This window comes from Actinoplanes sp. NPDC049118 (genome assembly GCF_040648555.1).
GTDB lineage: Bacteria > Actinomycetota > Actinomycetes > Mycobacteriales > Micromonosporaceae > Actinoplanes.
Genome location: NZ_JBEZDY010000002.1, coordinates 71,949 through 92,726 on the forward strand (window position 1 = coordinate 71,949; position 20,778 = coordinate 92,726).

At 71.5% G+C, this 20,778-nt stretch carries 13 protein-coding genes; 8 read left to right on the plus strand and 5 right to left on the minus strand.

All coding sequences use genetic code 11. The features are described from left to right. Positions 1-33 precede the first annotated feature (33 nt). Positions 34-1,326 carry a DivIVA domain-containing protein gene (locus tag AB0B58_RS02875; protein WP_360216444.1) on the minus strand — a complete coding sequence of 431 codons (1,293 nt, stop codon included), beginning with the start codon at positions 1,324-1,326 and terminating at the stop codon, positions 34-36. A 280-nt stretch (positions 1,327-1,606) separates the two neighbouring features. Next, positions 1,607-2,059, minus strand: a complete 453-nt coding sequence (gene mce / locus AB0B58_RS02880) for a methylmalonyl-CoA epimerase (RefSeq protein WP_360216447.1) — start codon at positions 2,057-2,059, stop codon at positions 1,607-1,609. Positions 2,060-2,194: 135 nt separating this feature from the next. Here mce and AB0B58_RS02885 point away from each other — a divergent pair, with 135 nt between their 5' ends. After that, positions 2,195-3,379, plus strand: coding sequence for an acetyl-CoA C-acetyltransferase (locus AB0B58_RS02885; protein ID WP_360216450.1), 1,185 nt, complete (start codon positions 2,195-2,197; stop codon positions 3,377-3,379). A gap of 20 nt (positions 3,380-3,399) precedes the next feature. Beyond that, entirely contained in the window at positions 3,400-4,365 is a 966-nt protein-coding gene (gene meaB, locus AB0B58_RS02890; protein ID WP_360216453.1) for a methylmalonyl Co-A mutase-associated GTPase MeaB, read from the plus strand. 10 nt (positions 4,366-4,375) lie between these two features. Here meaB and AB0B58_RS02895 read toward each other — a convergent pair whose 3' ends face one another. Beyond that, positions 4,376-4,972, minus strand: coding sequence for a PadR family transcriptional regulator (locus AB0B58_RS02895; protein ID WP_360216456.1), 597 nt, complete (start codon positions 4,970-4,972; stop codon positions 4,376-4,378). Between the two features lie 64 nt (positions 4,973-5,036). Between AB0B58_RS02895 and AB0B58_RS02900 the strand changes: the two genes are divergently transcribed. Then, complete coding sequence (locus tag AB0B58_RS02900) at positions 5,037-6,227, plus strand: NAD(P)/FAD-dependent oxidoreductase (RefSeq protein WP_360216459.1); 1,191 nt, start codon at positions 5,037-5,039, stop codon at positions 6,225-6,227. 156 nt (positions 6,228-6,383) lie between these two features. Continuing rightward, the gene (locus AB0B58_RS02905; protein WP_360216462.1) at positions 6,384-7,499 is read left to right on the plus strand and encodes a substrate-binding domain-containing protein; all 1,116 of its coding nucleotides are present in this window, start codon (positions 6,384-6,386) and stop codon (positions 7,497-7,499) included. A 173-nt stretch (positions 7,500-7,672) separates the two neighbouring features. Here the strand turns inward: AB0B58_RS02905 and AB0B58_RS02910 are convergent, their stop codons facing one another. Next, a complete protein-coding gene (locus AB0B58_RS02910) occupies positions 7,673-9,217 on the minus strand; it encodes a M4 family metallopeptidase (RefSeq protein ID WP_360216465.1) in 1,545 nt (514 codons plus the stop codon). A gap of 156 nt (positions 9,218-9,373) precedes the next feature. On the opposite strand from AB0B58_RS02910, the gene AB0B58_RS02915 reads away from it, so the two are divergent. The 3 genes from AB0B58_RS02915 to AB0B58_RS02925 all read left to right on the plus strand — a co-directional run bounded on the left by AB0B58_RS02915 (position 9,374) and on the right by AB0B58_RS02925 (position 13,628). Beyond that, positions 9,374-11,047, plus strand: coding sequence for a methylmalonyl-CoA mutase family protein (locus tag AB0B58_RS02915; protein WP_360216468.1), 1,674 nt, complete (start codon positions 9,374-9,376; stop codon positions 11,045-11,047). A 160-nt stretch (positions 11,048-11,207) separates the two neighbouring features. Next, positions 11,208-12,122 carry a tetratricopeptide repeat protein gene (locus AB0B58_RS02920; protein WP_360216471.1) on the plus strand — a complete coding sequence of 305 codons (915 nt, stop codon included), beginning with the start codon at positions 11,208-11,210 and terminating at the stop codon, positions 12,120-12,122. Positions 12,123-12,140: 18 nt separating this feature from the next. Further along, the gene (locus tag AB0B58_RS02925) at positions 12,141-13,628 is read left to right on the plus strand and encodes an arginase family protein (RefSeq protein ID WP_360216474.1); all 1,488 of its coding nucleotides are present in this window, start codon (positions 12,141-12,143) and stop codon (positions 13,626-13,628) included. 3 nt (positions 13,629-13,631) lie between these two features. Here the strand turns inward: AB0B58_RS02925 and AB0B58_RS02930 are convergent, their stop codons facing one another. Then, the gene (locus AB0B58_RS02930; protein ID WP_360216477.1) at positions 13,632-15,560 is read right to left on the minus strand and encodes a penicillin-binding transpeptidase domain-containing protein; all 1,929 of its coding nucleotides are present in this window, start codon (positions 15,558-15,560) and stop codon (positions 13,632-13,634) included. 211 nt (positions 15,561-15,771) lie between these two features. Here AB0B58_RS02930 and AB0B58_RS02935 point away from each other — a divergent pair, with 211 nt between their 5' ends. Continuing rightward, entirely contained in the window at positions 15,772-20,736 is a 4,965-nt protein-coding gene (locus AB0B58_RS02935) for an NAD-glutamate dehydrogenase (protein ID WP_360216480.1), read from the plus strand. The last annotated feature ends 42 nt before the right edge of the window (positions 20,737-20,778 follow it).

Below are 20,778 nucleotides of genomic sequence, written 5' to 3' on the forward strand. Positions count from 1 at the left end.
GGTGGCGCAACCGGTGACCGAGTGGCAAACGACTCAGCTGGTCTTGGCGGCCGCCTCGGGCTTGCCGGCCTCGGGCGCGCGCTGCGCCGGGGTCTCGGCCTTGGCCTCGGCCTGCTTGATGACCTCGGCGGCCTGCGCCGCCGCGCCGGGCGTCGTCGGCACCAGCCCGGACAGGCCGGAGAGCATCTGGCCCAGCTGGTTGGTGACGGCGTCCTTCTGCCGGGTCAGGTCCTCGACCTCGCGCTTGGCGGCCTGCGTGGTCAGCTCGGCCTCCGTGCGGGCCGAGCTGAGCAGGCGACCGGCCTCGGCGCGGGCCTCGGTGACCGTCTTCTCCGCGAGGGCGCGGGCCTTCTCGACCGTCTCGACGGCGTTGCGCTCGGACTCGACGCGGCGGGTCTCGGCGCGCTGGCCGATCTCCTTGGCGCGCTCCTCGGCGGCGCGGGCGCGCTCCTCGGCCTCGGCCACCATCTTCTGGGTGGCGTTGACCTGTGCGGCGTGCCGCTGGGACTCCTCGCGCTCGCTCTTCTCCCGCCGCTCCGCGGTCTCCAGCGCGAGGGCCTGCAGGTCCTTGTCGCGCTTGTCGCGAGCGTCGGTCAGCATCTTGGTGGCCTCGGCGCGCTTCTCCTCGGCCTCGCGGGCCGCCTTCGCGCGCAGCTGGGTGATCTCCCGTTCGGCGGTGGCGCGCAGCGAGGCGACCTCACGCTCCACGGTCGACTTGAGCTCGGCGACCTCGTGCGCGGTGACCGTGCGTAGCTGCTTGGTCTCACGGTCGGCGTCGGAGCGCAGCGTGTCGGCCTCGCGGCGGGCCTGCACCCGGTTCTCGGCGGACTCGCGCTCGGCCTGCGTGCGGACCTGCCCCGCCTCACGCTCGGCTGTCGCCTTCATGGCGGCGGCCTCGGCGCGGGCCTTGTCGGTGATCTCTCGCGCCTCGAGCCGGGCCGCGGAGAGGATGCCCTCGGACTCCCGCTTGGCCTCGTTGCGGTGGTCGTTGGCCTGTTCCTCGGCCAGCCGCAGGATCTGCTCGACCCGGGTGCCCAGCCCGGAGAGGGTCGGCCGGTTGTTCTCCTCGAGGAGCTTGGTGCTGTCGGCCAGCTTCTGCTCGAGGGCGTTGAGGCGCTGCTCCGCCTGGCGCAGCCGGCGCTGCGCGTCGTTCATCCGCTGTTCGGCCTCACCGCGGGCCTGCTCGGACTGGTTCAGGGCGGCGACGAGCCGGCCGAGGTGGCCATCGACCTGGTGGCGGTCGTATCCACGCAGGACGACGGTGAAGTCGTGCTGCGAATTTGCTGTCTCGAAGAACGCGAGATTGGCATCCTGCTGCTGGGGCATTGGGACATACTGGCAGACCCCCCAGGGGGCCACGCAAGACCGTACGGGCCTGGTATTCCGGCCTAAGATCACCTTCGGCCCGGCCACCGAGGGGCGATGTCGGCCGTTCGGAGGGCCGCGCGACGAGGCCGCCCGCGGAGTGTCGTCGCGCCACTACCTGCTGTGCCGCCCGGAATCGGAAGATCGTCGCACAGGGTCGCCGGGTGGCGCTCCTCGATGGTGACGATCCTGCCAGTCCCCGGCTGTGCCGTCAGGACGTTTCACCCGCAAGGCTTACGAATCAGGCGGGCTGGACGAGCTCGACGAGAACGCCGCCGGCGTCCTTCGGGTGCACGAAGTTGATCCGCGAGCCGGCCGTGCCGCGCTTCGGCTCGTCGTAGAGGAGCCGGAGCCCCCGGGCCCGCAGCGCGGCGCTGGTCGCCTCGACGTCGGCGACGGTGTATGCCAACTGCTGCAGCCCGGGCCCGCTGCGGTCGAGGAACTTCGCGATCGCCGAGTCGGGCCGCAGCGGCGCGAGCAGCTGGATCCGGGCGCCGGTGCCGTCGTCGCCGGCGGCGAGCATCGCCTCGCGTACGCCCTGTTCCTGGTTCGTCTCCTCGTGCACGCAGCGCATGCCGAAGATCTGCCCGTAGAAGGCGATGGCCTCGTCCAGGTCCGGCACCGCGATCCCGACGTGGTCGACGCGGAGCAGGCCGACCTCGGGCAGCGAATCGAGATCGTGAAGTGATTCCATGTCGGAGAGTGTGACATTCTCGCAGCGATCCCCCATGGGTAACCGTACCGTGTCCGGCTAGGCTGACCCTAACCATCGTTCAGGTGCCGCGCCGGTGACCGCCGCGGCCGCCGCAACCCGAAAGCGAAGCCACCCGTGACCAGCTCGGTGATCGTCAGCGGCGCCCGTACGCCCATGGGCCGCCTCCTCGGCAACCTCAAGAACGTGCCGGCCACCGCCCTCGGCGGTCACGCCATCGCGGCGGCGCTGGAGCGCGGCGGGGTCGCACCGGAACAGGTGCAGTACGTGATCATGGGCCAGGTGCTGCAGGCCGGCACCGGCCAGATCACCGCGCGGCAGGCCGCCGTGGCGGCGGGCATCCCGATGACGACGCCGGCGCTGACCGTCAACAAGGTCTGCCTCTCCGGCCTGGACGCGATCGCGCTGGCCGACCAGCTGATCCGCGCGGGCGAGTTCGACATCGTCGTGGCCGGCGGCATGGAGTCGATGACCAACGCGCCGCACCTGCTGATGGGCCAGCGCCAGGGCAAGAAGTACGGCGACATCCTGGTCCGCGACCACACCGCGTACGACGGTCTCTCGGACCCGTGGGAGGGCGTGTCGATGGGCGAGTCCACCGAGCGCAGCGGCGCCGACCTGGGCATCACCCGCGCGGAGCAGGACGCCTTCGCCGCGCTGAGCCACCGGCGGGCGGGCGCCGCCCAGCGCAACGGCCACTTCGCCGAGGAGATCGTCGCGGTCCGGACGGGCCAGCGCGACGTGGACGTCGTGATCGACACCGACGAGGGTGTGCGGCCCGACGCGACCGCCGAGTCGCTCGGCGGGCTGCGTCCCGCGTTCGCCAAGGACGGCACCATCACGGCCGGCAGCGCCTCGCCGATCTCCGACGGCGCCGCCGCGGTCGTGGTGATGAGCCGGGCCAAGGCCGAGGAGCTCGGGCTCACCTGGCTGGCCGAGATCGGCGCGCACGGCAACGTGGCCGGCCCGGACAGCTCGCTGCAGGCGCAGCCGGCCAACGCGATCAAGCACGCGCTCGGCAAGGCCGGCCTCTCGGTCGGCGACCTCGACCTGATCGAGATGAACGAGGCCTTCGCGCAGGTGGTGCTGCACTCGATGCGCGAGCTGAAGGTGAGCGAGGAGATCGTCAACGTCAACGGCGGTGCGATCGCGCTCGGCCACCCGATCGGCATGTCCGGCGCCCGGTTGGTGCTGACGCTCGCGCTGGAGCTCAAGCGGCGCGGCGGCGGGCTCGGCGCGGCCGCGCTCTGCGGCGGCGGCGGCCAGGGCGATGCTCTGCTCATCAAGGTGCCCACCGCTTGATCGTGGGGCAGGATGCCAGGGTGACCACCTCCTCGCGTCCCGGCCGGGACGTACCGACGCTGGTGAACCGGGCGCGTGAGGGCGATCCCCGTTCGGTCGCGCGCCTGATCAGCCTCGTCGAGAACGGCGACCCCAAGCTGCAGGAGGTCGCCGCGGCGCTGGCGCCGTACGCGGGACGGGCCCAGGTCGTGGGCCTGACCGGGTCGCCGGGCGTCGGCAAGTCCACGACCACGAACGAGCTGGTCCGCGCCCTGCGCAAGGCGGGCAGCCGGGTCGGCGTGCTGGCCGTCGACCCGTCGAGCCCGTTCACCGGTGGCGCGATCCTGGGCGACCGGATCCGGATGCAGGACCACACCACCGACCCCGGCGTGTACATCCGCTCGATGTCCAGCCGGGGCCACCTGGGCGGCCTCGCCGCCGCGACCCCGCAGGCCGTGCGGGTGCTGGAGGGCGCGGGCTGCGACGTCGTGCTCGTCGAAACCGTCGGCGTCGGCCAGGCCGAGGTGGAGATCGCGTCGCTGGCCGACACCACGCTGGTGCTGCTCGCGCCGGGGATGGGCGACGCGATCCAGGCGGTCAAGGCCGGCATCCTGGAGATCGCCGACGTCTTCGTGGTCAACAAGGCCGACCGCCCCGGCGCCGACGCCACCTACCGCGACATCCAGGGGATGCTCTCGCTCGGCGAGCGCGCACCGGGGGATTGGCGGCCGCAGGTCGTGCGGGCCGTCGCGGTCAAGGGCGAGGGCGTCGACGAGGTCGTCGAGGCGATCGGGAAGCACCGGGCCTGGCTGGAGTCGTCCGACCGGCTGCGGGCCCGGCGGGAGGCGAGGGCCGCCGCGGAGGTCGAGGCCATCGCGCTCGGCACGCTGCGGGCCCGGCTGGGCTCCCTGCGCGAGGGTACGGCGCTGAGCGATCTCGCCGCCCGGGTGGCGGCCGGGGCGCTGGACCCGTACGCGGCCGCGGAGGACCTGATCAGGGGCCTGTAGGCAGGCGGCGCTAGCCGAACTCGGCGAGCGTATCCATGATCAGGCTCTCGTCCCAGCTCAGCCGCCCCGAGGCCAGGTCGTCGACCAGCGCGCCCAGCCAGGCCAGTTCGGCGTTCAGCATCGCGGCGCGGTACTCGTCCTCGATCAGGAAGAGCCGGGGCAGCCCCGGCGGCGCCTGAGCCTGCACCTGCGCGAGCTTCTCCCGCAGCGCGGTGATGCGCCGCTCCAGCAGCGCTCGCACCTCGGCCGGGTCCAGGATCGGCAGGAACGCCAGCGCGGCGGGGAACTCCGGGAACTCCCGGGCCGGCGTCGGCAGCATGTCGGTCAGCCACCGGCGCAGCGTCGCGCCGCCCGCGTCGGTGATCTCGTAGACCGTCCGCTCGGGGCGCCCGGGCTCGCGCGTGGTGCCGCCGGGCCGGGCCAGGCCGTCCCGGACCAGCCGGTCCAGCGCCTGATAGACGCTGTTGCGCTGCGCCACGTTGACGAGTTGGTCCTGGCCACGCTCTTTGATCATCTGCTGCATCCGGTACGGGTGCATCGGTGCCTCGGCCAGCAGGGCCAGCAGCACCATCGCCAGCGTGGACCGGCGCGGTTCCGCAGACGTCATGGTCCACAGCGTAGGGGTTTTCTCGGGGTTGCCGGGTCATAGTTATGGCATGCATAGTCATTCTATGACTAAAAACGCTGTCGTCGCCGGCGGTGGCATCGCCGGCACCGTCGTCGCCCTGGCTCTGCATCGCGCGGGATTCGCCCCGCTCATCCACGAGGCGCACGAGCGCGCCGCCGACGAGCGCGGCGCCTTCCTCACCGTCGCCGTCAACGGCCTGTCCGCCCTGCGGACCCTCGGCCTCGACCCGGAGCGCCTGTTCGCCGCCGGATTCGCGACGCCGACCATGGCGCTGCGCAACTCCGCCGGGCGGCGCCTGGCCGAGCTGCCGCTGGGCGGCCCGCAGCCCGACGGCACCACGACCACCACCATCCGGCGCGCGGACCTCTACCTGGCACTGCGGGCGGAGGCCGAGCGCCGGGGCATCCCGATCGCGTACGGCAAGCGCCTCACCGGCCGGACCCTGCGGCCCCGCGGGGTGACCGCACACTTCGAGGACGGCACGGCGGTCGACGCCGACCTGCTGGTCGGCGCGGACGGCCTGCACTCGCGTACCCGGACGGCGCTGGACCCGGACGCTCCCGCGCCGCGCTACCTGGGCCTGCTCAACGCCGGCGGCTTCACGTCCGGCCCGGTCGATCCGGCGTCTGCGCCGGAGCGCGGCGTCATGCAGATGGCATTCGGGCGGCGGGCGTTCTTCGGCTGGGCGACCGCGCCCGACGGCTCGGTGTGGTGGTTCGCCAACCCGGCGCGCGGCCACCCGGCGGAGCTGGGAGAGTGGAGCCCGGCGGCCTGGAAGGCGCACCTGCTCGAGCTGTTCGCCGCCGACGGGGTGCCGGCCGCCGCGCTCATCCGGTCCAGCGACGAGATCGTCGGCCCGTGGAACACCTGGGACCTGCCGCGCGTGCCGGTCTGGCGCGACGAGCGGACCGTGCTGATCGGCGACGCCGCGCACGCGGTCTCACCCTCCTCCGGGCAGGGCGCGTCGATGGCCATCGAGGACGCGGTCACGCTCGGCCGCTGCCTGGCGGCGCGCGACGACATCGCGGGTGCGCTGGCCGCGTACGAGGGGCTGCGGCGGGAGCGGGTGGAGAAGGTCGTCGCGTACGGCAGGCGCAGCGGCAGCACCAAGACCGTCGGCCCGGTCGGTGCCCTGCTCCGCGACGCCCTGACCCCGCTGGTGATGCGCCTGCTCTATCGCAGGGGCGACCCGCAGGCCTGGATACACGAGTACCGGGTCGACCAAGAGCCGTAGATATGGCGATGTGTACCGCAAAAACATCCGGGCGGAGGGTTGCCACCCGTGACCTTCGGTAGCGATGCATATCCATTGGGTTTCATTGACGATCAACAGGTTACGCAGCGCGGATGCCTGGTAACCTTGCCGCCCTCTGCCCGGGAGGAAGTCGCGATGCGTACCAAGATGTTCGCTCTGGTTGCGATCGGCGTGATCGCATTCGGTGGCATGGCCGCCTGCACCAACGATGGTAACGGCGGCTCCTCCAGCGACGGCGGTGGCACCCGTGGCGGTGGCGGCGGCGGCAAGGTCGGCGTGATCCTGCCCGACACCACCACCTCCCAGCGCTGGGGCACCGACGACCCGAAGCTGCTGAAGGCCGCCTTCGACGCGGCGGACGTGCCCGTCGACATCCAGAACGCGCAGGGCGACAAGCAGAAGTTCCAGCAGATCGCCGACGGCATGATCGCCGACGGGGTGAAGGTCCTGATGATCGTCAACCTGGACTCGGGCACCGGCAAGGCCGTGCTGGACAAGGCGAAGGCCGCCGGCGTCAAGACGATCGACTACGACCGGCTCACGCTCAACGGCGGCGCGGACTACTACGTCAGCTTCAACAACGAGGCCGTCGGCCGGCTGCAGGGCAACGGGCTGGTGCGCTGCCTGCGCGAGAAGAACTACGACACCCCGCTGATCGCCGACCTGAACGGCTCGCCGACGGACAACAACGCGACCCTGTTCAAGGCCGGATACGACGAGATCCTGCAGCCGCACTACGACGACGGCACGTTCCTCAAGGGTCCGGACCAGTCGGTCGCCGACTGGGACAACGACGAGGCCGGCGTGGTCTTCCAGGAGATGTGGAACCAGACCAACAACAAGATCAACGGTGTCCTGGCGGCGAACGACGGCCTGGCCAACGCCGCGATCGAGGTCCTGAAGAAGAGCAAGATGAACGGCAAGGTCCCGGTGACCGGCCAGGACGCGACCGTGCAGGGCCTGCAGAACATCCTCGCCGGCGACCAGTGCATGACGGTCTACAAGGCCATCAAGAAAGAGGCCGACGCCGCCGCGGACCTGGCCATCAAGCTCTACAAGGGTGAGCAGGTCAACGGCGAGGACCGGGTGAAGGACCCCGAGTCCGGCGCCTACGTGCAGTCGTTCCTGGAGGACCCGCAGCCGATCTACAAGGACAACATCAACGTCGTCATCAAGGACGGCTTCGTCGAGAAGAAGGCCGTCTGCTCGGGCCGCTTCGCGCCGATGTGCAAGGAGAACGGCATCAAGTAGGTTCCCGCCGCGCCGGTTCCGCTCCGGCCGGCGCCCGGACGCCATCGGTCCCCCTCGGCCACGTGCTGACCTCCTCGGTCGCCGTGGCCGAGCCTGTCGAATGACCCGGGACAAGCCGATGCCCGGCGGTGCTCGTGGCACCACCGGGCATCGGGTCGATCAGACGGGCCGGGTCAGCAGGCCGCGTCGGTTCCCGCCACGTTGACCGCGGTCCAGGCCTTCTGCACGGCCTTGTACTCGGTGCCGCACCGGCCGTAGAGGTCGGTCGCGGCCGAGAGGGTGTAGCCGCGGGCCGCCTTGTAGTTGGTGCTCGAGGTGAAGTAGGTGCTCAGCGCGCGGTACCAGATCGCCGCGGCCTTGGTGCGCCCGATGCCGGTCACCGCGGCGGCCGAGCCACAGACCGGCGAGGTGCCGTACGCGGTGGCGCCGGTGCCCTCGGCCAGGTTGAAGAAGAAGTGGTTGCCCACGCCGGAGGAGTAGTGCACGTCGACGCTCTTCGTGGTGCTCGACCAGCAGCCGTGGCCCTTGCCGTCCAGCGTCGGGTTGTACATGTACCGCAGCGGCGACCCGTTGCCGTTGATGTTGATCTTTTCGCCGATCAGGTAGTCGCCGGCGTCGCTGCTGTTGGCGGCGTAGAACTCCACCATCGTGCCGAAGATGTCGGAGGTGGCCTCGTTCAGGCCGCCGGACTCGCCGGAGTAGGTCAGGTTGGCGGTGCGCTCCGTGACGCCGTGCGACATCTCGTGCCCGGCCACGTCGAGCGAGACCAGCGGGCGGGCGTTGCCGCTGCCGTCGCCGTAGGTCATCTGCGCGCCGTCCCAGAAAGCGTTGACGTACGCGCTGCCGTAGTGCACCCGCGACGGCACGCCGGTGCCGTTGTTGAAGATGCCCCGGCGGCCGAACGTGGCGTTGTAGTAGTCGTAGGTCTTCGCCGCGCCATAGTGCGCGTCAACCGCGGCCGACTGACGGCTGGAGGTGGCGCCGGTGCCCCAGACGTTGTCCGCGTCGGTGAACAGCGTGCAGCTGCCCGAGGTCCTGTTGTTCATGTCGCAGGTGGTGCCGTTGCCGTGCGCCGCGTCCTTCAGGCTGTAGCTGCTGGACGACACCGCGGTCGTCTCGATCGACACGGTGCCGGAGTAGACGCTCCGGCCGCTGCCGGTCGCCGTCTCCACCGTGTCCCAGGAGCTGAGCACGGCGCCGGTGGTCGCGTCGGTCACGACGTGCAGCCGGGAGGGGGTCTGCCCGTCCTCGCCGAAGCCCTCGACCACCGTCTCGTACGCCAGCGTGCCGGTGCCGCTGGTGGCGTCGACGACCAGCTCGGGAGCGCCGACCTTGCCGACCGCGCCGGTGAAGTGCGCCTTGGCCGTCGCGCTCGCGGTGGCGGCGGCGAGCTTCGGGGTGGTGCTCAGCGTCAGCGGCGCGGCGAGGCCCACCGAGGCTGCGCGGAACGCGCCGTTCCCGGCGGCGTGCATGACGAAGTCGCCGCCGAGGACCCGCAGGCCCTCGTGCGTGCGGGTGTAGCGCACGTGCGTCGTACCGTCGGCGTCCTTCGCCGTGGCCTTGACGGCGAAGGCGTCCGCGGCGCTCGCCTTGATGGTGGCGCGGTGCGCGGACGGGGAGAGCGGGTCGGGCGCGGCGGCGGCGGACGTCGCGCCGACGCCCGCCAGCAGTCCGCCCACGAGCAGGGCGGAGCCGACGGCGGCGAGGGGTCGTTTCACGAAAACTCCTGAACGGTGGGGGACCGTGGCGGTAGCCACGCATGTAGATCTACCGATTCAAGAACATTCTGTGAACATGCTGAAGAAGTCATAGCCTCGACGAGGGGTGCCGAAGAGACCTTAGCGATCGTTCAGCTTTGCGCATACGATGTGGCCATGGACGCAGCCGACATCGCCGCCGGCCGGGAGCGCTGGCAGCAGCGCTACGACGCCGCCCGCAAGCGGGACGCAGATTTCACCACGTTGTCCGGGATGCCAGTCGAGCCCGTTTACGGGCCCGCGGCCGGCGACAGCTACGCGGACTTCGACCGGATCGGCTGGCCGGGCGAGTTCCCGTACACCCGGGGTCTCTATCCCACCGGATACCGAGGGCGGACCTGGACCATCCGCCAGTTCGCGGGCTTCGGCAACGCGCGACAGACCAACGAGCGCTACAAGATGATCCTCGCCGCCGGCGGCGGCGGCCTGAGCGTGGCGTTCGACATGCCGACGCTGATGGGCCGCGACTCCGACGAGCCGCAGGCGCTGGGCGAGGTCGGCCACTGCGGCGTGGCGATCGACTCCGCCGCCGACATGGAGGTGCTGTTCGACGGCATCGACCTGCAGCAGACGACGACCAGCATGACGATCTCCGGCCCGGCCGTACCGATCTTCGTGATGTACCTGGTCGCCGCCGAGCGCCAGGGCGCCGACATCGGCAAGCTCGACGGCACCCTGCAGACCGACATCTTCAAGGAGTACATCGCGCAGAAGGAGTGGCTCTTCGAGCCCGAGCCGCACCTGCGGCTGATCGGCGACCTGATGGAGTACTGCCACGCCGAGATCCCCAAGTACAAGCCGCTCAGCGTGTCGGGCTACCACATCCGCGAGGCCGGCGCGACCGCCGCGCAGGAGCTCGCGTACACGCTGGCGGACGGCTTCGGCTACGTCGAGCTGGGCCTGTCCCGCGGCCTGGACGTCAACACCTTCGCGCCCGGCCTGAGCTTCTTCTTCGACGCGCACGTCGACTTCTTCGAGGAGATCGCCAAGTTCCGTGCCGCCCGCCGGATCTGGGCCCGGCACCTGCGCGACGAGTACGGCGCGACCAGCGAGAAGGCGCTGTGGCTCAAGTTCCACACGCAGACCGCCGGGGTGTCGCTGACGGCGCAGCAGCCGGTCAACAACGTGGTCCGCACGGCGGTCGAGGCGCTCGCCGCGATCCTCGGCGGCACCAACTCGCTGCACACCAACGCCCTCGACGAGACCCTGGCGCTGCCGACCGACGAGTCCGCCGAGATCGCGCTGCGCACCCAGCAGGTGCTGATGGAGGAGACCGGGGTGACAAACGTGGCCGACCCGCTCGGCGGCTCCTGGTACCTCGAGGCGCTCACCGACCGCATCGAGGCGGAGGCTGAGGAGATCTTCGCCCGGATCCGCGAGCTGGGCCACGACGGCAGCATGACCTCGGGCATCCTGCGCGGCATCGAGGACGGCTGGTTCACCGGCAACATCGCCGAGGCGGCCTTCGTCTACCAGCAGGCCCTGGAGAAGGGCGAGAAGCGCATCGTCGGCGTCAACGTGCACACCGGCACGGTCGCGAAGGACCTGGAGATCCTCCGGGTCTCCCACGAGGTCGAGATCGAGCAGAAGCGCGCGCTGGCCGCCCGCAAGCAGGACCGCGATCCCGTACGGGTGCGGGAGGCGCTGACGCGGCTCGTCGAGGTCTCGCGTACCCGGGAGAACATGATCCCCGCGATGCTCGACGCCGCCCGCGCGGAGGCGACCCTCGGCGAGATCTGCGAGGCGCTCAAGGGCGAGTGGGGGATCTATCGGGAGCCGGCCCGCTTCTAGGGCGCGGCCCTGCATCCCGATCCGAGGACGGCGGTCCCCCGGAGCGCAGCACCGCTCCGGGGGCCGTTCTCGAGCGATACCGGGTACCCGAAGTGAAGTCCGATATCGCCTGCCCGGCGCCGACGCGGACAGCCCGGCCAGCGTGCGAGACTAGGTAACCATGAGCGACCCACGGACCACTCCGTCGATCTTCACCCGCGGCGCGGTCGACCTCGGTGCACTGCGTCCCGCGAACAAGCCCGCGCCCGCGGGCCCCGCCGGACCGGCGGCGAGCGCCGGCCCCATCCCGTCCCCGGGTGGCGCGCCGCCCTCGGTGATCGATGTGACCGAAGCGAACTTCCAGACGACCGTGCTCGAGCTGTCCATGACCACCCCGGTGATCCTGGACTTCTGGGCCGAGTGGTGCGAGCCGTGCAAGCAGCTCTCCCCGCTGCTCGAGAAGCTCGCGGCCGAGGGCGCCGGAAGCTGGGTGCTCGGCAAGGTCGATGTGGACACCAACCCGCGGCTGGCGCAGGCGCTGCGGGTGCAGGGCATCCCGATGGTGATCGCGGTCGTCGGCGGTCAGCTCGTCGAGGGCTTCACCGGCGTGCTGCCCGAGGCGCAGATCCGGCAGTACATCGACGCGGTGCTCAAGGCCGGCGGCGTCGAGGTGACCGCGCCCGAGGACCCCCGGCTCGACGCCGCCGACGACGCGCTCATGACCGGCGACCTGGACGCGGCCGAGGCGGCGTACCGGAAGATCCTCGCCGAGTCGCCGCAGGACCACGCGGCTGAGTCCGGCCTGGCGCAGGTCGAGCTCTACCGCCGGGTCGCCGGCGTGGACGCCGAGAAGGCGCTGGCCAAGGCGGCGGCCGACCCCGACGACCTGGCGGCGCAGCAGCTCGCGGCGGACATCGAGGTCCTCAGCGGACAGGCCCCGGAGGCGTACGAGCGGCTGGTCGCGGCGGTGAAACGCTCGAGCGGCGAGGAGCGGGACGCCGTGCGCAAGCATCTTCTGTCACTCTTCAACGTGGCCGGACCCGACGACCCGGCCGTGGCCGGCGCGCGGCGCGCGCTGGCCCGAGCGCTCTTCTAGGCAAGGTACGGGGGCTCCATGCGCCGCATCGCCGTGCTCGACGCACCGTCCAACCTCGGCCTGCGCCCGCCGACGGCGACGTCGGTTCCGGGCTGTGCCAAGGCGCCCGGAGCCCTGCGCGACCACGGCCTGTTGCGCCGGCTGAACGCCCGCGACGCCGGCTGCCTGACCCCGCCGCGCTACGACCCGGGCGACTGGCGACCCGGCGACGGGGTGTGCCACGCGCAGGAGATCTCCGCCTATTCGCGCCGGCTCGCCGACCGCATCGGGGCGATCCTGGACCAGGGCGAGTTCCCGGTGGTCCTGGGCGGCGACTGCTCGATCGTGCTCGGCTCGGCGCTGGCGATGCACCGGCTCGGCGAGGCGGTGGGCGGCCGGATCGGCCTGGTCTTCGTGGACGGTCACTCGGACTTCCGGCACCCCGGCAACGCCTCGTACGTCGGCGCCGCGGCGGGCGAGGACCTGGCCCTGGTGACCGGCCGCGGCCAGACGGACCTCGCGGCGATCGAGGGACGGCGGCCCTACTACCGCGACATCGACGTGGTGGTGATGGGCATCCGCGCCCAGGACGAATACCGGCTGGACCTGCAGGCGGCGGGCATCGTGACCCGGCCGGTACCGGCGCTGCGGGCGGAGGGCGCGGCCCGCAGCGCGCAGTGGGCGCGGGACCAGCTGGTGGACTGCGCGGGCTACTGGGTGCACGTGGACGTCGACGTGCTGGACCCGGCGGTGATGCCGGCGGTCGACGCACCGGAGCCGGGCGGGATCGCCTTCCCGGAGCTGGAGCTGCTGCTGTCCGGCCTGGTCGAGTCGCCGCACTGCCTGGGCGTGGAGATCACGGTCTTCGACCCCGACTACGACCCCGACGGGGCGTACGCGGAGGAGATCACGGCAACGATCGTGGCGGGGCTCAAGGCGGCGCACGCCGTCGACGCCCGGCCGGACCTGGTGGAGGCGCGCCGCGACCTCGCCGGTCCCGGCCGGCTCGCGCCCGCTGCCGCGGCCACCAGGACCGGCGCGGCGGCCGAGGCCGTCCTGGCCGCCCCTGACCCGCCGGTGGCCGTGGCGGAGGCCGCGGAGGACGAGCCGGACGCCGGGGATGCCGATCTCGACGGTGGGGCCGGTGTCCGCGTCGACCCGGGCACCGACCTCGAGGCGACCGAGGACGCCGATGATGTCGTCGCCGAAGTCGTCGCCGACGACGTTGTCGACGTCGATTCGTTCGTCGAACCCGCCGCGGACGACCAGGAGCCGGACCCGGAGCCGGTCGCGGCCGATGATCCCGGCGTGACCGACGAGGTCGGCCTGGATCCGGACCCCGAGCGGGACGGTTCCGTGGTGCGCGCGGCGACCCGGCCGCTGGGCTCCGCGCCGCTGCTGGACTCGAAGCCGCTGCCCGCGACCATGCCCGGCATGCTGCGCCCGCGCACGGTCGAGGACTTCACCCTCCCGACCCAGCGCCCGGCCTTCGAGGTCGCACCCGGGCAGCCTGCCGACCTGGCCTGACGCCTACCTGTTCAGCGCGGTCAGGAAGCGCTCGGCGATCGGGACCGCCGCCTCCGCGCCCGCCCCGCCCTTCTGCACCATCACCGCGAACGCGATGTCGCCCTGCCAGCCCACGAACCAGGCGTGTGTCGCCTCCTCGCCGTCCTTGAACTCGGCCGTGCCGGTCTTGCCCGACACCGGCTTGCCCGGCACGTCGGCCAGGCCCTCGCCGGTGCCCCGGGTCACCACCTCGCGCATCATCGTGTGCAGCGGCTGGATCGACGTCTCGGCGAGCTTCGGGCCGTCCGCCACCGGCGCGGGCGGTGCCGGGTCGAGGACCAGCCTCGGCTGCTTGAACTGGCCACGGGCCACCGCCGCGGTCGCGCCGGCCATCGCCAGCGGGCTGACCGCGGTGGCGCCCTGGCCGAACGTCGCCGCCGCCAGCTCCGTCGGGCTGTCCGCGGGGGAGATCTCGCCGCTGAACGCCTCCGAGCCGAGATCCCACTTCGCGCCGAGGCCGAGCTTGGCCGCCGCGTCGCGCAGGCCGTCCGCACCGAGCTTGGGCGCGAGATTGACGAAGGCGGTGTTGCAGGACTTCGCGAAGTCGACGCGGAACGGGACCGAGCCGAGGACCATGTCGTGCGAGTTCTTGAACTGGCGGCCGTCGACGGTCTTGGTCTTCGGGCAGTCCACCGCGGCGTCGAGGGTGACCGCCTTCTTGTCGAGCAGGCCCAGCGCCGAGACCATCTTGAACGTCGACCCGGCCGGGACCCGGCCGCTCATCGCCGTGTCGACGCCGCCGCCGTCCGGGCCGTTCGCGACCGCGACCACGCTGGAGTCGCTGATCCGGACCGCCACCAGCGCGCTGGGCTGCTTCTCGAGCGCCACCGCCCGGTCGGCCGCGTTCTGCGTCGCGATGTCGAGCGTCGTCTTCACCGGGTTGCCGGCGACCGGCTCGGTGCTGAACAGCTGCGAGTCCTCGATCTGGTCGTCGGGCGTCCTGCGGGCGATCACCACGGACTGGCCGGCGGTGCCGCGCAGCTGGGCGTCGTAGCGCTGCTGCAGCCCGCCGTGGCCGACCTGGTCGCCCTCGCGCAGCCCGTCCGGGTTGTTGTCGAGGTCCTCGCGGGTCGCGGTGTCGACCGTGCCGAGCAGCGCACGCGCGAACGGCCGGCTGGGGGCGAGCTCGCGCTTCGACTCCTGGAAGACGGTGCCCTCCAGGGCGCGTACCCGATTCCGGATCTTGTTGTAGTCGGTGCGCCGCAGGGTGACGACGTCGATGAAGGCACCGTCGTCGGTGGCGTTCTTGACCCGCTCCTGCACCGCCTTGAGGTCGACGTCCACGTCGACGGACTTGAGGATCGCGCCCAGGTCCTTCATGAGGGCGGCCTGGTCCGTGATCCGCAGCGGGGTGACGCCGATGGTGACGACGTCACGCTTGGTGACGATGGGCCGGCCGTCGGCGCCGAGGATGTCGGCCCGGTCGGCGCTCTTGTGGCGGAGCTCGAGCGCGTCCCCGGCGGTCAGCTGGCTGTGCACGACCGAGGGCTCCCAGACGATGCGCCAGCCGTCGCTGTCGCGCTTGGTGAGCCGGACGGTGCTCTGGTACGACCAGGAGGTGCCGCCGGGCAGCGTCCAGTCCACCTTCACCGGGCTGGAGGCGATCTCGCCGGTCTCCTTCGGCTTGCCCTGCGCGGCGAGCAGCAGGGACGACTTCTTGAGGTCGCCGGAGAGCCCCTGCAGCTCGGTGAAGACGTCGTTCGCGGAGATCTTGGCGCCGTCGGCGGTGACGAAGCCCACTCTGCTCAGGTCGCCGTCGCGCCAGCCCTTGAGGAAGTCGTCGAGCGTCTGGCCGGGCCCGTCCGAGCTCGAGCAGGCGGTGACGCCGCCGGCGAGCAGCAGCAGCGTGGCCAGCGCGGCCGAACCTCGTCCGGAAAGTCCGGTGCGGGGCATTATGTCACCTTCCTCGGCACGAATACGAAAAACCTACGGAACGGTAACCGGACCTGGGCCGCCGCGCCGCCCCACGGTGGGTGAGATGCGGCAAATCAGGTGTCGATCTTGATCCCGCACCCCGGGTGTGCCCGCGCCGTCGGAGACACGCTCTAGGCTGATGGCCGAGACGTCGAACCCACAGTGTCGTGGGTGAGGGGAGCGCTGGGCCATGGCTGTCGCCGACGAGGCAGCGATCGAATCCGATCCGGAGCTCGACTTCGGGCCCGCCCCCGGGCTCGCCCTTACGGGCCGGGAGGGGACCTCCGACAACGAGCTCGACGAGCCGCTACCCAATGCCGAGCGCCTGGTGGCGCAGGCGGTGGCGCTGGCGGGCGAGGACCACACCACCGCGTCGCTGGTCGGCCGGTTCTGGCGCTTCGCGCCGGACGAGGAACTGGTCGGCGACACCCCCGCGGAGATGTACGCCGCCGCGCTCGCGCATCGCGAGCTCGCCGGCACCCGTCTCCCCGGCGAGCTGCGGCTCGACATCAGCCCACCGGACGAGACCCAGCCGCACACGGTGCTGTCGATCGTCACCGACGACATGCCCTTCCTGGTCGACTCGGTCACGGCCCTGCTCACCGCGCACCAGCTCCAGGTGCACCTGCTCGTGCACCCGCTGATCGTGGTCCGCCGCCGGGAGAACGGTGAGCTGGCCCAGATCGAGGCCGACGTCGAGCCCGACGACGCGATCGACGGCGACCTGGTGGAGAGCTGGATCCGGGTCGAGATCGATCCGGTACGCAAGCCCGACGCCCGTGAGCAGCTACGCAAGGAGCTGTGCCGGGTGCTTACCGACGTCCGCGACGCGGTCGACGACTGGCCGCGGATGCGCCAGCGGGCGGTCGTCATCGCCGACGAACTGGCCGCCGCGCGCGGCTCCGAGCGCAAGCTCCCGGTGCCGGACAAGGACGTCACGGACTCGATCGAGCTGCTCAAGTGGCTCGCCCACGACCACTTCACCTTCCTCGGCTACCGCGAGTACCAGCTGATCGGCGACGTGCTGACGGCCGTACCCGGCAGCGGCCTCGGCATCCTGCGCGGCGAGGGCAGCACCCCGCGCAAGCTCTCCTCGATGGCTCCGGAGGCGCACCAGCGTGCCCTCGAGAAGCGCCTGCTGGTGATCACCAAGGCCAACTCGCGGGCCACCGTGCACCGGTCGGCATATCTGGACTACATCGGCGTCAAGGTCTTCCACGAGTCCGGCGAGGTCATCGGCGAGCGCCGCTTCCTGGGCCTGTTCTCCAGCTCGGCCTATCGCACCAGCGTCCGCGAGCTGCCGGTGGTGCGCCGCAAAGTCGCGGAGGTGCTGGACCGCTCCGGGCTGTCGCCGCGCGGGCACTCCGGCAAGGACCTGCTGCAGATCCTCGAGACCTACCCGCGCGACGAGCTCTTCCAGATCAAGACCGATGATCTGTACGAGGCGGTCGTCGGCGTGCTGCGGATGGCCGGCCGCCGCCAGCTGCGGCTGTTCCTGCGCCGCGACGGGTACGGCCGCTTCATCTCGTGCCTGATCTACCTGCCCCGCGACCGGTTCACCACCGCCAACCGGCAGAGCATGCAGGAGATCCTGCTCCGCGAGCTGAACGGCATCGGCGTCGACTACACGACCCGGGTGACCGAGCGGATGCTCGCCCGCGTGCACTTCATCGTGCGCACGGACCCGGCCGATCCGCCGGGCGCCGTCGACCCGAACTCGCTGGCCGAGCTGCTCGCCGACGCGACCCGGATGTGGGACGACGACTTCTCCCTGGTGCTCGAGCGCAAGCTCGGCGAGGAGCCGGCCAAGGATCTGTTCGTGCGCTACGCCGCGGCGTTCCCGGACAGCTACAAGGACGGCCACACGCCCTACGAGGCGGTGCAGGACATCGCCAAGCTGGAGCTGCTGGAGGAGCCCGGCCAGCTCGAGATGCACCTGTACCGCAAGCGGCACGTCAACCGGGAGGGCTGCGCCGAGCCGGACGACGCCGACGTGCGGTTCAAGGTCTTCCGGTACGGCGAGCCGATGCTGCTCTCGGCCGTTCTGCCGGTGCTGCACTCGCTCGGCGTCGAGGTCGTCGACGAGCGGCCGTACGAGGTGCGCCGCCCCGACGGCACCGTCTACCTCTACGACTTCGGCCTGCTGCCGCCCTCCTCGCACCACGAGCTGTCCGAGGTGCGCCCGCAGGTGGAGAACGCCTTCGCCGCGGCCTGGCGGGGCGAGGAGGAGGTCGACGGCTTCAACGAGCTGGTGCTGCGCGCCGGGCTGACCTGGCGTCAGGTCGTCGTGCTCCGGGCGTACGCGAAGTATCAGCGGCAGACCGGCAACGTCTTCTCCCAGCGCTACGTCGAGTCGACCTTCATCGCCTATCCGGAGATCGCCCGCCTGCTGGTCCAGCTCTTCGAGGTCCGGTTCTCGCCGCGGCTGGAGATGGTCGAGGAGGAGCGGGCGCGCCGCGGCGCCGAGCTGGCCGGGCAGATCACCACCCTGCTCGACGGCGTCGACAGCCTGGACCAGGACCGGATCCTGCGGTCGTTCCTGACGATGATGCAGGCCACCCTGCGCACCAGCTTCTTCCAGCGCGGCGCCGACTCGCGTCCGAAGTCGTACGTGGCGTTCAAGCTGGACCCGCAGGCCATCCCGGACCTGCCGGCGCCCCGGCCCAAGTACGAGATCTTCGTCTACTCGCCGCGTTTCGAGGGCGTGCACCTGCGTTTCGGCGCCGTGGCCCGGGGCGGTCTGCGCTGGTCCGACCGGCGCGAGGACTTCCGCACCGAGGTGCTCGGCCTGGTCAAGGCGCAGATGGTGAAGAACGCGGTGATCGTGCCGGTCGGCGCCAAGGGCGGCTTCGTGCTCAAGCAGAAGCCGGGCGACCGGGACGAGGCCGTCGCGTGCTACCGGCTCTTCATCGGCGCCCTGCTCGACGTCACCGACAACATCCACAGCGGCAAGATCGTGCCGCCGGTCGACGTGGTCCGGCACGACGGCGACGACCCGTACCTGGTGGTCGCGGCGGACAAGGGCACCGCGACGTTCTCGGACATCGCCAACGAGATCTCGGTGAGCAAGGACTTCTGGCTGGGCGACGCGTTCGCCTCCGGCGGCTCGGCCGGCTACGACCACAAGAAGATGGGCATCACCGCCCGTGGCGCGTGGGAGTCGGTCAAGAAACACTTCCGGGACCTGGGCACCGACACCCAGTCGCAGGACTTCACCGTGGTCGGGGTCGGCGACATGTCCGGCGACGTCTTCGGCAACGGGATGCTGCTCAGCAAGCACATCCGGCTGGTGGCCGCGTTCGACCACCGGCACATCTTCCTGGACCCGGACCCGGACGCCGCGACGTCCTTCGCGGAGCGCCGCCGGCTCTTCGAGCTGCCGCGCTCGTCGTGGGCGGACTACGACGCCTCGCTGATCAGCGAGGGCGGTGGGGTCTACCCGCGAACAGCGAAGTCGATTCCGTTGTCGCCGCAGGTCCGTGCCGCGCTCGACCTCGGCGATACCAGGGCCGTCAGCCCGGCGGACCTGATGCGGGCCATCCTGGCCGCGCCGGTCGATCTGCTCTGGAACGGCGGCATCGGCACCTATGTGAAGGCGACCGCGGAGACCCACGCGGACGTGGGTGACAAGGCCAACGACGCGATCCGGGTCAACGGGGCGCAGGTCCGGGCCAAGGTGGTCGGCGAGGGCGGCAACCTGGGCCTGACCCAGCGCGGCCGGATCGAGTACGCCCGCACCGGCGGCCCGCAGGACGAGGCCGGCGCCGGCCACGGCGGCCGCATCTTCACCGACTTCATCGACAACACCGCCGGGGTGGACTGCTCCGACCACGAGGTCAACATCAAGATCCTGCTCGGCGGGGCGGTGACCGACGGCGAGCTGACGGTGCCGGCCCGCGACGAGCTGCTGGCGGCGATGACCGACGAGGTCGCGGCGCTGGTGCTGCGCGACAACTACGAGCAGGCCACGGCGCTGGGCAACGCCCGGTCGCAGGCGCACTCGCTGCTGCCGGTGCACCGCCGGATGCTGAACACCCTCGAGCAGTCGGGGCAGCTCAACCGCGAGCTCGAGGCGCTGCCGTCCGACAAGGAGCTGGCCGCTCGCTACGAGGCCGGCGAGGGGCTGACGGCGCCGGAGTTCGCGGTGCTGCTGGCGTACGTGAAGATCTCGCTGGAACGCCAGGTCCTGGCCGACGTGCTGGTCGACGAGGGGTGGACCAACGCGGTCCTCGCGCGGTACTTCCCGACCCCGCTGCGGGAGCGGTTCGGCGCGCGGATGGCGGGCCACCGGCTGCGCCGCGAGATCATCTCGACGTCGCTGGTCAACGAGGTGGTCAACCGAGGCGGCACGTCGTTCGTCTTCCGCGCGATGGAGGAGAGCGGCGCGTCCGCGGCGGACGTGATCCGCGCCTACGTGGTCGTCCGCGACGTGTTCGGCCTGCCCACGCTCTGGGAGGCTGCCGAGCGGCTGGACAACGAGGTGCCGACGCCGGCGCAGACGCTGGTCTTCCTGGAGACCCGGCGGCTGCTGGACCGGGCGGTGCGCTGGCTGGTCAGCAACCGCCGCTCGCCGATCGACGTGGCCGGCGAGATCGCCCGTCTGGGTCCCGGCGTGAGCGAGCTGCTGCCGCAGCTTCCGGCGGTCCTCGTCGGCGCGGAGCGCAGCTCGCTGGAGAGTCACGTGGGCACGCTCGCGGAACGCGGCGTCCCGGAGGAACTGGCCGGATCCGTGGCCCGCGTCGTGTACGGCTTCGGCCTGCTCGACATCCTGGAGACGGCGGCGTCGACCAACCACGACGCGACCGAGGTGGCGAAGGTCTACTTCGTGATCTCGGAACGCTTCCAGATCGACATGCTGCTCTCGCACATCTCCCGGCTGCCGCGCAACGACCGCTGGCAGACCCTGGCCCGGATGGCGCTGCGCTACGACCTGTACGCGGCGCTGGCGGCGCTGACGGCCGAGGTGCTGCAGTCGACCTCTTCCGAGGCGGAGCCCGCGGACCGGGTGTCCGAATGGGAGCAGGTGAACGCGGCCTCGATGGCCCGGGCGGGCAACGCGATGGGCAGCGTGGAGGAGTCCCCGGCCGACCTGGCGGCGCTGTCGGTCCTGCTCCGCCAGATCCGCACGCTGGTCAAGACCTCCTCGGCCGGCTGATCCGTACGGCCGCGCCCGGTCACCCTTGCGGGGCCGGGCGCG